Here is a 12508-nt window from a genome sequence, read left to right as displayed (position 1 = left end):
CTCGAAAAGGGCTTAAAAGGGTTAAAAAGGGCCGACCAGTATGCACAAGGCTCCGGGCGTCGTCATCTGTCTAGAGCGGCAAAACCAGCGGCAGCAGGCGTGCGGTATTGCGCGCATCTTCCAGCGCTCGGTGCTGCTGACCGCTGAATTGCATCCCCGCCAGTTGCAACGCGCCATTGAGGCCCAGAGGCCGTTCGAGGCGGCGGGCCTTGGCAAAACGCTGTTTGAGGTTCATGTGCGGCACCCGGCTTAGCGCGCTGTCGAGTTGCAGGCGTTGCCATTCCTGAAGCAACTGCTTGCGGTCGTAATCGCCCCAGCTGGCCCAGCCTTCCAGGCGTGTCTGGTGCTGGCCAAGCCAGCGCTCGAAGGCCGGCCAGACGTCGCTCAACGGCTGCGCCGCGTCAATGCTGGCCTGGGTGATGTGCGTGAGTTCCCGGCAAAAGGACGTCAACAAGGGACGCCGCGTCGGTTTGACGAAGCGCTGAAAGTGATCCTGCTCGCGCCCGGCGCGATCCACCAGGGTCGCGCCGATCTCGATGATCTCCATTTCCGTAACCGGCCAGCCACCCTCATCGGTGGTGGCTTCCAGATCTATGACCAGCCAATGGGGCATCGCAGGGTTCCTGATTTCCGCGTCCTGATTATTCAGAGCGTAGTCAAACCTTGCGGATGCGCGCGGTGACTACTCGACCTGCAACAGAACCTGACGATTTTTCACCTGATCGCCGACCTTGACCTGCACCCGCTTGAGCACGCCATCGATGCCGGCCTTGAGCGGGTGCTCCATTTTCATCGCTTCCAGCACCACCAGCAGCTGCCCCTTGCTGACCGGGCTGCCCTCGCTGACGAGCACATCGATGATGGCGCCATCCATCGGGGCTTTCAACGTGCCGGAACTGACGCTGGTCTGACTGTCGATCACCGCGTGAGTTCGATCCTCCAGAGGCAGGCTGCCTGGACGGGTGAACAGCCAGAGCCGGTCGTCGCGCAGACGATAGGCATGGCGCTGGCGCAGGCCATCGATTTCCAGCGTCACAGCCCCGGCGGTGTGCTCGACCCGTTTGAGTTCGATGATGCGTTCGACGACCTGCACCTCAAACGTGTTATTCGGATGGGTGCGAAGGTGCACGTTCCAGTCGCGAGCGTCGAGGCCTATGCGATAGAACAACGGCGCGCCAGCGTTGTTGCGCCATCCGGACAACGGCGCGCGGTGTCGCTGTGCGGCGGATTGGTAAAACAGCACCGCTGCGATGGCCAGTTCTTCGGCACTGGGCGAATAGTCGCGCAGGCAGTCGTGATCAGCGAAGTACTGCGGGATGAAACCAGTGCCGAATTCCCCGCGGATGAACTGCGGATGCTGCAACAGGCTGGCGAGCAGCCGCTGATTGCTCTGTACACCCAGCAACACGCTGTCCTGCACGGCGCGCAGCAGCTTGCGCCGGGCCTCTTCACGGGTTGCGCCGTGGGCGATCAGTTTGCCGAGCATCGGGTCGTAGAACGCTGAGATCGACTGGCCTTCGATCAGGCCGTGATCGACCCGCGCGCCGCGATCCAGTGCCGGCGCCCAGGCTTCGATACGTCCGGTCTGCGGAAGAAAACCCTGGGCCGGATCTTCGGCGTAGAGGCGCACTTCCATCGCGTGGCCATCGAGTTTCACCTGCGCCTGGGTCAGCGGCAGCGGCTGGCCTTCGGCGACCGACAGCTGCCACGCCACCAGATCCAGCCCGGTAATCAGTTCAGTCACCGGATGCTCGACCTGCAACCGGGTGTTCATCTCCAGAAAGTAGAATCGGCCATTGGCATCAAGCAAAAACTCCACGGTGCCGGCGCCGACGTAGTTCACCGCACGCCCGGCCTTGAGCGCCGCTTCGCCCATCGCCTGACGCAGGTCTTCGGTCATCACCGGGCACGGCGCTTCTTCGATGACTTTCTGGTGGCGACGCTGTATCGAACAGTCGCGCTCGCCGAGGTAGATCAGGTTGCCGTGGTGATCGCCGAACAGTTGCACCTCGACATGACGCGGCTCGATCAACGCCTGTTCGAGGATCAGTTCGTCGCTACCGAAACCGTTCAAGGCTTCGGAGCGGGCCGTGCGCAATTGCGCCGGCAGTTCCTCGGCGCTGTGCACCAGACGCATGCCGCGCCCGCCACCGCCGGCGCTGGCCTTGATCATCAACGGGTAACCGATGCGCTCGGCTTCACGGGTCAGGGTCTCGTCGTCCTGCTCGGCGCCTTGATAGCCGGCGATGCATGGGACGCCGGCAGCGAGCATGGCGATTTTCGACTGGCGTTTGCTGCCCATCAGTTCGATGGCTTCGACGCTGGGGCCGATGAACGTCAGGCCGGCCTGTTCGCAGGCGCGGGCGAAGTCGGCATTTTCCGAGAGAAAACCATAGCCGGGGTGGATGGCATCGGCACCGCTGCGCCGAGCAGCGTCGAGGATCCCCGGGATGTTCAGGTAGGACTGTTGCACCGGTGCAGGGCCGATGTTCACAGCCTCATCCGCCATTTGGACATGCAGCGCATCGGCGTCGGCGTCGCTGAAAACGGCGACCGTGCGATAACCGAGCGCCTGGGCGGTGCGCTGGATGCGGCAGGCGATTTCACCGCGGTTGGCGATCAGGATTTTGTGAAAGGCGGGCATGGCGGTTTTCCTGAATGTGGCGGTGGATTGAAGGGCCTTATCGCGAGCAAGCTCGCTCCCGCAGGGTCACGTGCTCCATCCGGGTTTGCGCTTCTGCACAAACGCCATCGTGCCTTCGATCCCTTCGGCGCCGGTCACGGCTTCGCTGAACCACTGCGCCGCTTCGTCCAGCAACTCACTCGACGGTTGGCCGGCGCTGGCCAGCAGCAGTTTTTTGGTCATGGCATTCGCTTCGGGCGCGCAGCACAGGACATGGTCGAGCACTTCATCCAGCCGCTCGGCGAGCGCCTGCGGATCCTGCTCGACAAAATGCACCAACCCCAGACGCCGGGCCTGATGGCCGTCGAAGCGGGCGGCGGTCAGGGCCAGGCGTCGGGTCTCGGTCAGGCCGATACGCTGTACTACGAACGGCGCGATCTGCGCCGGCAGCAAGCCGAGGCTGGTTTCCGGCAAACCGAATTGCGCTTGATGGTCGGCGATGGCGATATCGCTGACACAGGTCAGGCCAAAGCCGCCCCCGAGCACCGCGCCCTGCAACACCGTGATCAGCACTTGCGGCGCGTGCTGCGCTTCTTCCAGCAGCGACCCGAACGCTCGGTTCAGGTCGCGATAGGCATCACTGCCCTGAGCGCGGGCGTTGGCCATGTCCTTGATGTCACCGCCGGCGCAGAAATGTCCGCCGGCACCGCTGAGCACCAGTGCGCGAAGGCTGCGGTCATCGCGCCCGCTGGCCAGCACGGCACGCAACTCGGCGACCATTTGCAGGCTCATGGCGTTGCGGCTTTCCGGGCGATTGAGGGTGATGTGCAACACGCCGTTGTGCCGTTCCAGCAGCAGCGTCTGGCAATCAGGCAGGGCGCTCATTTCTTTTTCCCCGGCAGGATGCCCATCAGTTTGCAGATGATCCCCAGCATGATTTCGTCGGCACCGCCGCCAATCGACACCAGCCGCACGTCGCGGTAGGCGCGGGCCACCGGGTTGTCCCACATGAAGCCCATGCCGCCCCAATATTGCAGGCAACTGTCGCTGACTTCACGACCGAGGCGCCCGGCCTTGAGCTTGGCCATCGAGGCCAGTCGGGTGACGTCCTGACCTTTGACGTATTGCTCGGTGGCCTGATAGACCAGCGCCCGCAGGCATTCGATTTCGGTCTGCAATTCGGCGAGGCGGAAGTGGATCACCTGATTGTCGATCAGCGCATTGCCAAAGGTCTTGCGCTCCTTGCAGTACTCGATGGTGCTGTCGACGCAGTATTCCAGGCCCTTGATCATGTTGGCCGCACCGAACAGGCGTTCCTCCTGGAACTGCAGCATCTGCATCATGAACCCGGCGCCTTCGTGGCCGATGCGATTGCGCTGGGGCACGCGCACGTTGTCGAAAAACACCTGGGCGGTTTCCGAGCTGCGCATGCCGAGCTTGTCGAGGTGCGAACTGAGGCTGATGCCCGGCGTGTTCATCGGCACCATGATCAGCGATTTGTTGATATGCGGCTTGTCGTCCGAGGTGTTGGCCAGCAGGCAGATGAAGTCGGCGCTTGGCGAGTTGGTGATCCACATCTTGCTGCCGTTGATCACATAGTCGTCGCCATCCTTGCGCGCGGTGGTCTTGAGTCCGGCGACATCGGAGCCGGCGCCGACTTCCGAGACGCCGATGCAGCCCACCTGCTCGCCGGTGATCGCCGGGCGCAGGAACTCTTCGCGCAATTCATCGGAGCCGAAACGGGCGAGGGCCGGGGTGCACATGTCGGTCTGCACGCCGATCGACATCGGAATGCCGCCGCAGTGGATAGTGCCGAACTCTTCGGCCGCGACGATCGAATAGCTGTAATCCAGGCCCATGCCGCCGAATTTTTCCGGTTTGGAAATCCCCAGCAGACCGAGGTCGCCGGCCTTGCGGAAAATCTCGTGGATCGGAAAGCGCCCGGCCTTTTCCCATTCATCGACGTGGGGGTTGATCTCGTGCTCGACGAACTGGCGGACGGTACGGCGCAGCGCTTCGTGTTCCGGGGTGAAGATCATTTTTATTGTTCTCCTTTAATCCGTGGCGGTCAGAACCGGCTGACGCCGAAGCTGTTGGGTTGCAGCGTGCGCACGTCGGCTTCGTGGCAGATGTCCAGCAAGTACCCGAGCAAGGTGCGGGTGTCGCGCGGATCGATCAGCCCGTCGTCCCACAGGTTGGCGCTGCCGTAGAGGGCGGTGGACTGGCTGTCGAGTTTCTGCGCGGTGACCTGCTCCAGCATGTCGAGCATTTTCGGATCGGGCACCAAACCGTCCTTGAGCTGCTTGGCTTCGGTGACGATGCGCAACACCTTGCCGGCCTGGGCGCCGCCCATCACCGCCGTGCGGCTGTTGGGCCAGGCGAAGATGAAGCGCGGATCGAGCCCGCGTCCGCACATTGCGTAGTTGCCCGCGCCGTAGGAGCCGCCCACCACGATCGTCAGTTTCGGCACCCGTGCATTGGCCACGGCCTGGATCAGTTTCGAGCCGTGCTTGATCACGCCGTGCTGTTCCGATTCGGTGCCGACCATGAAGCCGGTGGTGTTGTGGAAAAACAGCAGCGGCGTCTGGCTCTGGTCGCACAGTTGAATGAACTGCGCCGCCTTGCTCGCACCATTGGGCGTGATCGGGCCGTTGTTGCCGATGAAGCCGCAGGCGCGACCCTGAATCTTCAGGTGGCCGCAAACGGTCTGCTGATCGAACTCGCCCTTGAACTCCAGGAAGCGCGATTCATCGGCGATTCGCGCAATGATTTCGCGCACGTCGTAGGGTTTTTTCGGATCGTCCGGGATCAGCCCCAGCAATTCGTCGATGGGGTACAGCGGCTCCTTGAATGGCGCTTCGGGCAGCCACGGCAATTGCTCGTTCCAGTTCAGCAGGCTGACGATTTCCCGCACCTGACGCACGCCGTCGGCATCGTTTTCGGCCAGGTATTCGGCGGTGCCGGCGACTTGCGCGTGCATCTCGGCACCGCCCAGTTCTTCGTCGGTGGCCACTTCACCGGTCGCCGCTTTAAGCAACGGCGGGCCGGCAAGAAACAGCTTGGCCTTGCCGCGCACCACCACCACGTAATCCGACAACCCCGGCTGATAGGCGCCGCCGGCGGTGGCCGAGCCGTGCACCACGGTGATCTGCGGCAGGCCCATGGCCGACATCCGAGCCTGATTGGCAAAGCTGCGTGCGCCTTCGACGAAAATGTCTGCCGCGTAATTGAGGTTGGCGCCGCCGCTTTCGGCGAGGGTGATCACCGGCAGTTTGTTTTCCTGGGCGATCTGTTGCAGGCGCAGGGATTTTTTCAGACCCGTCGGGGAAATCGTTCCGCCCTTGATCGCGCTGTTGTTCGCCACGATCAAGGCGCGCACGCCGGACACGTAACCGATGCCGGCGATCAAGCCGCCACCGGCCGAACTGCCGTCCTTGTCGTCGTGCAGTTTGTAGCCGGCCAGGCTCGCCAGTTCGAGGAACGGCGCGCCAGGGTCGAGCAACAGATTCAGGCGTTCACGGGGCAGCAATTGTCCGCGCTTTTCGAATTTCGGTTTGGCTTCGGCGGCCTTGTTCAGCAGGTTCTGTTCGAGCTGCTGAACGTGCTCGATGGCGGCGAGCATCGCTGCGCGGTTGCGGGCGAAGGCTTCGCTGTGCGGGTCGAGTCGGGATTGAATGACCGGCATGGCTTACTCCTTGTCCTTCAAGACATCCGGCATGTAGGCCCGGTGAAAACCGTTGAAGGATTCGCTGTGTGTTGCCTTGTGCAACGGCCAGGCGCGACTGCCCAGACTGGCCGCGCCGTCGATGCGCAAGGTGCTGCCGCTGATGAACGCGGCTGCGGGGCTGAGCAGAAACACGATCGCCGCGCTGACTTCCGATTCGGTGCCGATACGCTTGAGCGGCACGTGTTCGCGCAAGGTCGGGATGACCGCCTTGAACGCGCCTTCGTAAGTGTCCATGCCGCTGGAGGCGATCCAGCCCGGCGCTACCGCATTCACCCGCACCCCGGCGTAACCCCATTCGAACGCTGCGGTCTTGGTGAAGTTGTCCATGCCCGAACGCGCGGCGCCGGAGTGGCCCATGCCGGGCATGCCGCCCCACATGTCGGCGAGCATGTTGACGATGCTGCCGCCGTGTTTGCTCATCGACTGGTTGAACACTTCCCGGGCCATCAGGAAACCGCCGACCAGATTGGTGCGCAGCACGGTTTCGAAACCTTTCTGATTGATCGAGGCCAAGGGCGAGGGGTACTGGCCGCCGGCATTGTTGACCAGCCCGTGGATCGGTCCGTGTTCGCGGATCAGTTCGCTGACCAGCGCTTTCACCGCTTCTTCGTCACGAATGTCGCAGGCCTTCCAGTGCGCTCGACCGCCGTCCTCGGCAATCTCGGCAGCGACGGTTTGCAGCTTTTCCGGCTTGCGCCCGACCAGCACCACGGTGGCCCCGAGCGCCGCCAGTTCATGGGCGGTGCAACGTCCGATGCCGCTGCCGCCCCCGGTGACGATGACCGTCTGACCACTGAACAGGTCAGCCCTGAAAATCGATTCGAACGCCATGGTGCCAATCCTCTAGTCGAACTGTTCGGCGATGCTCTGCGGCACCGGGATCTGGATTTCCAGCAGTTGCTGGGCGAAGGCCTTGCCTTGCGGATCGATGCGCAGGCTCGCCACGCCGCCGCCACCGAGGGCGTTTTCCAGCAGGAAGTTGAGGCTGTGGGTGCCCGGCAGATACCAGCGTTCGACCCGGCCGTGTATCGGGTCGAGGACATGGCTCATCCAATCCACGACCACGGCCGGGGTCAGCGCCTCGGCGATCCACGGCAGGTATTCAGGACGGCGCGGCATGACGCCGATGTTGCTGTGATTGCCCTTGTCGCCGGAGCGCGCCACCGCCAGTTTGACCAATGGCACGCTCGCGTCGGCGCGGCCCTGAGATTTGGGCGTTTCGTGGGGCAGGGGCAGATCCTGACTGTCGAGGGGGGCGGGGGCGGGCAGGGCGAACGGATGAGATTCGCCAGCGATGTCGATCTGCAATGTGCAGGCGCTTTTGTCGATCAGGAACGAGAACAGCCGGATCAGCGGATACACCGTCGGCCGTCCGCCGACGATACCGGTCAGCCCCGGCGCCATGCCGGTCGCGGCCTGGGCGATCTCCCGGGAAAACAGGATCAGCGCCTGTTTGCTCGGGTGGCGCACGGCGAGCTTGATCACCACTTCACGGCTGTCGCGGCGCTGGCCGTGAGGGCCGTAGGTGGCTTCGCTGCCGAGCAGTTCGACATCGGTTTCGGTGTACGGTCCCAAGCCATTGTGTTCGAGCATTTCCGAGGTTTTGTCGAGGATCGCCTGACTGACGCGCCGGGCTTTTTCCACGGCATCGATGCCGGCGATCAGGCAACTGGCGGTGCAACGGAAACCGTCCGGATACGTGGCGCTGACCTTGTATTGGCCGCTGGGTGGCAAGCCTTTGGCGCCGTGGACCCGCACGGCGTTCTTGCCTTGTTGCTGGAGTTTGACCTGACTGAAATCGCAGACCACATCGGGCAACAGATAAGCCTGCGGATCGCCGATTTCGTAGAGCATCTGTTCGCCAACGGTCAGCGGCGTGACCAGTCCGCCGGAGCCTTCGGGTTTGCTGACGATGAACTGACCATCGGCGTTGACCTCGACGATCGGGAAACCGATGTGTTCGTAGTCCGGTACGTCGCGCCAGTCGGTGAAGTTACCGCCGGTGCACTGCGCGCCACATTCGATGATGTGCCCGGCCAGGGCGGCTTGTGCGAGTTTGTCGTAGTCGTGCCAGGACCAGCCGAATTCATGCACCAGGGCTGCGCTGACCACGGCGCTGTCGACCACCCGGCCAGTGATGACGATGTCGGCCCCCAGGCGCAGGGCTTCGACGATGCCCGGGGCGCCGAGGTAGGCGTTGGTCGACACGCACATCGGAGGCAGCGGGGCGCCGCTGAACATTTCGGTGATGCCCTGGGTGGCGAGTTGTTTGAAGTGGGGTTGCAGGTCATCGCCCGACAGCACGGCGATTTTCAGCGATACGCCGGCCTTGTCGCAGGCTGCTTGCAGGGCGGCGGCGCAGGCCTTGGGATTGACCCCGCCGGCATTGCTGATGACGCGAATGTTTTGTTCGGCCAGTTGTGGCAACAGAGGCGTGAGGACTTCGATGAAGTCTGCGGCAAATCCGGCCTGCGCATCCTTCATGCGCGCGCCGGCCATGATCGACATGGTTATTTCGGCCAGGTAGTCGAAGACCAGATAATCCAGCTGTCCTGCGGCCACAAGCTGCGCGGCGGCGGTCGAGGTGTCTCCCCAGAATGCGCTGGCGCATCCGATGCGAACCGTGGTGGGCATTTTGATCTCCGACTCAGGAACCTGTGACAGAAGTGCGTCGAGACTACCAAGCAAGCGCTTGGTTTGTAAACGCCCGGAATTATCTTCTGCCCAAGCGCTTGCTTGGTCACCGCCAGCGGCTTAAATTGCCGGCGCAACCCCGCCGTTTCTGCGGCGTACGGTGCATTTGACTGATCGACTGTAGGAGAGAACGGGTGGACGAGCAAAAAGCCCTGAAGGTCATGCGTGAACTGGTCGATGCCGGCCAGTTGACCGATCCGGACAGCGCTCGCGGCAAATTGCTGCAAGTGGCGGCCCACCTGTTCCGCAACAAGGGCTACGAGCGCACCACGGTGCGCGATCTGGCCGGTGCCGTGGGCATCCAGTCCGGCAGCATCTTTCATCACTTCAAGAGCAAGGATGAAATCCTGCGCGCAGTGATGGAAGAAACCATCCGCTATAACACCGCGCTGATGCGTGCGGCCCTGGCTGACGCGGCCGATGTGCGCGAGCGGGTGCTGGCGCTGATCCGCTGCGAATTGCAGTCGATCATGGGCGGCAGTGGCGAGGCGATGGCGGTGCTGGTGTATGAATGGCGCTCGCTGTCCGAGGACGGTCAGGCCAAAGTGCTGGCGCTGCGGGACATCTACGAAGACCTCTGGCTGCAAGTGCTGGGCGAGGCCAAGGAGGCGGGGTTCATCCGGGGCGACGTGTTCATTACCCGACGTTTTCTCACGGGCGCGCTGTCCTGGACCACCACCTGGTTCCGTGCCGGCGGTAGCCTGAGCCTGGATCAACTGGCCGAAGAGGCGCTGATTCTGGTGCTCGAAGAGCGCTAGGCGCTTTCTATCGGGTCGGGAAACTGGCTAACTTGGCGAAACCGCCTAGCTTGAATGCAATGATTGGTATTTTTTCGGGGAGTGGGGTGTTTTGAAGTCTTCGCCAATTCGGACGGCCGCCGGGCTGATGCTCGCAGCGCTGGCTGCATTATGGGTATTGCCTGCTCCGGCAGCGCAAGTGATTCGGGTAGGCGCGGCGCATTTTCCGCCTTACACCATTCGCCCGGAAAACGGCGCGGACACCGGTCTGCTGCCGGAACTCGTCGCGGCCTTGAACAGCGCCCAGAGCGACTATCGTTTCGAACTGGTGCCCACCTCGATTCCTCGCCGGTTCGGCGATTTCAAGGATGGCCGCACCGACATGGCGATCTTCGAAAACCCGGAGTGGGGCTGGAAAGACATTCCCCACACCACCGTCGATATGGGGCTTGAGGACGCAGAAATTTTCGTCGCGCAGAACAAGCCCGGTCGCCAGCAGAATTACTTCGCCGATCTCAAGGGTAAACGGCTGGCGCTGTACAGCGGCTATCACTACGAATTCGCCAATTTCAATGCCGATCCCAAGTACCTCGCTGAAACCTACAGCGCCACGCTGACCTATTCCCACGACAGCAACCTGTTGATGGTCTTGCGCGGGCGAGCGGACGTTGCGTTGGTGACCCGTTCGTATCTGTTTGATTACCTGCTGCGCAACGAAAAGGTGCGCGACGAGTTGCTGGTGTCGCAACGCATCGACCAGATCTACCACCATTACGCGATTCTCAGTCCGAAGGCACCGATCACCGGCGAAGCGTTCGGCAAGCTGCTGCAAGGGCTGCGCGACAATGGGCAGATGCTGAAGATCTTCGATCCGTACAAGATTGCCGTGTTGCCAGTGCCGCATCAGTGATCGGCGGTTTTTCGCGTCCGGCCTAAATTTCCCGCTCCGGCTCACGTCCCATCGTTGAACTGTCGACGATTATCGTGAGCCCGACCCATGTCCAATCTGAATGACCTGACTGCCCTGGCCCTGCCTTCGGGCAGCCAACTGGTAGCCGATGCCACCGAAAGCCGTCTGAGCCTGAGCCTGGACGGGCAACCGCTGATTCGCCTGCGCCTCGATCGTGAAGGCCGGGGGCCGATCCAGATCGATGAACGCTATGCGCTGCCACCCGGTCAGGCGCTGTGGGCGGCCTGTTATTGGCTGTTTGCCCGTGATCCGGCGTGTCAGCAATTGATCTGGCAACTGGATCAATCGCCAACCGAAGCCTTGCTCAGCGGTTTGTTGGTGGCCACTGAAGTGGCGGGTGAATATTGCTGTGAACGCACGCTGTTCTGGCAACTGCCGCAACCGTGGCTGGGCACTTCGCTGACGGGCAGTTATCCGCAGCAGATGGTCATCAGCAACGGCAAGCGTCATCCGCTGCGACCGGTCAAACCGCGTGGCGAGGTTTATCGGCGTTTCGATGCGCGTCTCGGTGCTTGGATTTCTTTGCGAACGGTGGAGATCGAGCAGGATCTGACGCGCTTCAATCGCTGGCAGAACAGTCCGCGAGTCGCCAGTTTCTGGCAGGAAGAGGGCAGCCTCGAACAGCATCGCGAGTACCTGAGCAAACTCGACGCCGATCCGCATACGCTGACGTTGATCGGTTGTTTCGACGACCAGCCGTTCGCCTATTTCGAAGCCTATTGGGCCAAGGAAGATCGCATCGCGCCGTTCTATGACGCCGACAATTACGATCGCGGCATTCACATGCTGGTCGGGGAAGAAAATCATCGCGGCCCGCACAAAGTGGCGAGCTGGCTGTCGGCGCTGGTGCACTACCTGTTTCTGGATGATCCGCGCACTCAGCGTGTCGTCGCCGAACCGCGTGCCGACAACGCGAAGATGATCGGCCACATGCACAACCAGTGCTTCCACTGCGAAAAGGAATTCGACTTCCCGCACAAGCGCGCGGCGCTGATGATCCTGGGGCGCGAGCGGTTTTTTGATCGCTGCAAACTGGTGTGATTTCTCGCTGAAACAAAAAAGATCGCAGCCCTTCAACGAAGGCTGCGATCTTTTTTTGCGCTGCTTTGGCTCAGCGACGGTTCGCGGTCACCGCATCGGCGCGGCTGCCGGACACCTTGCGGCAATGCACCAGCGCATCGCGAATCATGAAGTTGACCAGGGTCGGCGAAACGCCGAGTTCCTTGGCGATGTCCTTCTGCGGCACGCCGTGCAGGCGGTACATCTCGAACGCATAGCGGGTGCGGCTGGGCAGCTCGGTCAGCGCATCGGCAATGTGTTCCAGGGTCGAGAAGTTGATGTGTGAGGTTTCCGGCGAAGCGCCCTGAATGACCACGTTCAACCCTTCCTCCTCGGGGCCGGCGTACTTCTGCTCCAGCGCCTGTTTGCGGTAGTGATCGATCGCCAGGTTGCGCACGATCTGGAACAGATAACTCAGCTGGGCCTTGATCGACGACGTGATCGGCGGTGCCGATTGCAGTCGGAAGAACGCATCCTGCACCACGTCTTCGGCGCGTGACCGGCAGCCGGTAATGCGGGCTGCAATCTTGACCAGAATCAGTCGATTGTCGACGAATGCCTGAAGTAGCGGTGAATCGCACCTGCTTGTGGATACTTGTTCCGTCATGGAAATCACCTTGCTGCCAATAGGTTAGTGGGACGCCTGAGGGGCGGGTCGTCCTACACATCGAGCGACAAATTATGTTGAATGATAATGA

At 62.1% G+C, this 12508-nt stretch carries 11 protein-coding genes; 3 read left to right on the top strand and 8 right to left on the bottom strand.

Annotation, left to right across the window (positions count from 1 at the left end; all coding sequences use genetic code 11):
* Positions 1-70 precede the first annotated feature (70 nt).
* The 7 genes from ACKJSM_RS07300 to ACKJSM_RS07270 form a co-directional block, all read right to left on the bottom strand.
* On the bottom strand, positions 71-613 hold the full coding sequence (locus ACKJSM_RS07300) for an exonuclease domain-containing protein (protein WP_236178094.1): 543 nt from the start codon (positions 611-613) through the stop codon (positions 71-73).
* A gap of 69 nt (positions 614-682) precedes the next feature.
* Positions 683-2644, bottom strand: a complete 1962-nt coding sequence (locus ACKJSM_RS07295; RefSeq protein WP_410237092.1) for an acetyl/propionyl/methylcrotonyl-CoA carboxylase subunit alpha — start codon at positions 2642-2644, stop codon at positions 683-685.
* A gap of 66 nt (positions 2645-2710) precedes the next feature.
* Complete coding sequence (locus ACKJSM_RS07290; RefSeq protein WP_236178096.1) at positions 2711-3508, bottom strand: enoyl-CoA hydratase/isomerase family protein; 798 nt, start codon at positions 3506-3508, stop codon at positions 2711-2713.
* Positions 3505-4662 carry a citronellyl-CoA dehydrogenase gene (gene atuD / locus ACKJSM_RS07285; protein WP_007908685.1) on the bottom strand — a complete coding sequence of 386 codons (1158 nt, stop codon included), beginning with the start codon at positions 4660-4662 and terminating at the stop codon, positions 3505-3507. The genes ACKJSM_RS07290 and atuD overlap by 4 nt, the downstream gene beginning before the upstream one ends.
* A 29-nt stretch (positions 4663-4691) precedes the next feature.
* Positions 4692-6308 (bottom strand): geranyl-CoA carboxylase subunit beta, encoded by a 1617-nt coding sequence (atuC, locus tag ACKJSM_RS07280; RefSeq protein WP_410237091.1) that lies wholly within the window; start codon positions 6306-6308, stop codon positions 4692-4694.
* 3 nt (positions 6309-6311) lie between these two features.
* On the bottom strand, positions 6312-7181 hold the full coding sequence (locus ACKJSM_RS07275) for an SDR family oxidoreductase (RefSeq protein ID WP_236178099.1): 870 nt from the start codon (positions 7179-7181) through the stop codon (positions 6312-6314).
* A 12-nt stretch (positions 7182-7193) separates the two neighbouring features.
* The gene (locus ACKJSM_RS07270) at positions 7194-8984 is read right to left on the bottom strand and encodes an acyclic terpene utilization AtuA family protein (protein WP_410237090.1); all 1791 of its coding nucleotides are present in this window, start codon (positions 8982-8984) and stop codon (positions 7194-7196) included.
* Positions 8985-9178: 194 nt separating this feature from the next.
* On the opposite strand from ACKJSM_RS07270, the gene ACKJSM_RS07265 reads away from it, so the two are divergent.
* From ACKJSM_RS07265 to ACKJSM_RS07255, 3 genes are all read left to right on the top strand, one after another.
* Positions 9179-9802, top strand: coding sequence for a TetR/AcrR family transcriptional regulator (locus ACKJSM_RS07265; protein ID WP_236182653.1), 624 nt, complete (start codon positions 9179-9181; stop codon positions 9800-9802).
* Positions 9803-9893: 91 nt separating this feature from the next.
* A complete protein-coding gene (locus tag ACKJSM_RS07260) occupies positions 9894-10691 on the top strand; it encodes a substrate-binding periplasmic protein (protein WP_236182654.1) in 798 nt (265 codons plus the stop codon).
* Between the two features lie 87 nt (positions 10692-10778).
* Positions 10779-11792 carry a GNAT family N-acetyltransferase gene (locus ACKJSM_RS07255; protein WP_410237089.1) on the top strand — a complete coding sequence of 338 codons (1014 nt, stop codon included), beginning with the start codon at positions 10779-10781 and terminating at the stop codon, positions 11790-11792.
* Positions 11793-11862: 70 nt separating this feature from the next.
* Here ACKJSM_RS07255 and ACKJSM_RS07250 read toward each other — a convergent pair whose 3' ends face one another.
* Complete coding sequence (locus ACKJSM_RS07250; protein WP_236182656.1) at positions 11863-12417, bottom strand: RNA polymerase factor sigma-70; 555 nt, start codon at positions 12415-12417, stop codon at positions 11863-11865.
* Positions 12418-12508 lie beyond the last annotated feature (91 nt).

It is taken from the genome of Pseudomonas sp. PHC1 (assembly GCF_046487845.1).
Classification (GTDB): domain Bacteria; phylum Pseudomonadota; class Gammaproteobacteria; order Pseudomonadales; family Pseudomonadaceae; genus Aquipseudomonas; species Aquipseudomonas sputi.
This window is presented reverse-complemented; position numbering and strand designations above follow the sequence as displayed.

Excerpts from the sequence above, each read along its gene's own strand:
- ACKJSM_RS07270 (WP_410237090.1), bottom strand. The coding sequence starts at position 8,984 with ATGCCCACCACGGTTCGCATCGGATGCGCCAGCGCATTCTGGGGAGAC.
- ACKJSM_RS07255 (WP_410237089.1), top strand. The coding sequence starts at position 10,779 with ATGTCCAATCTGAATGACCTGACTGCCCTGGCCCTGCCTTCGGGCAGC.
- atuC (WP_410237091.1), bottom strand. The coding sequence starts at position 6,308 with ATGCCGGTCATTCAATCCCGACTCGACCCGCACAGCGAAGCCTTCGCC.
- ACKJSM_RS07290 (WP_236178096.1), bottom strand. The coding sequence starts at position 3,508 with ATGAGCGCCCTGCCTGATTGCCAGACGCTGCTGCTGGAACGGCACAAC.
- ACKJSM_RS07295 (WP_410237092.1), bottom strand. The coding sequence starts at position 2,644 with ATGCCCGCCTTTCACAAAATCCTGATCGCCAACCGCGGTGAAATCGCC.
- ACKJSM_RS07275 (WP_236178099.1), bottom strand. The coding sequence starts at position 7,181 with ATGGCGTTCGAATCGATTTTCAGGGCTGACCTGTTCAGTGGTCAGACG.
- ACKJSM_RS07250 (WP_236182656.1), bottom strand. The coding sequence starts at position 12,417 with ATGACGGAACAAGTATCCACAAGCAGGTGCGATTCACCGCTACTTCAG.
- ACKJSM_RS07300 (WP_236178094.1), bottom strand. The coding sequence starts at position 613 with ATGCCCCATTGGCTGGTCATAGATCTGGAAGCCACCACCGATGAGGGT.
- atuD (WP_007908685.1), bottom strand. The coding sequence starts at position 4,662 with ATGATCTTCACCCCGGAACACGAAGCGCTGCGCCGTACCGTCCGCCAG.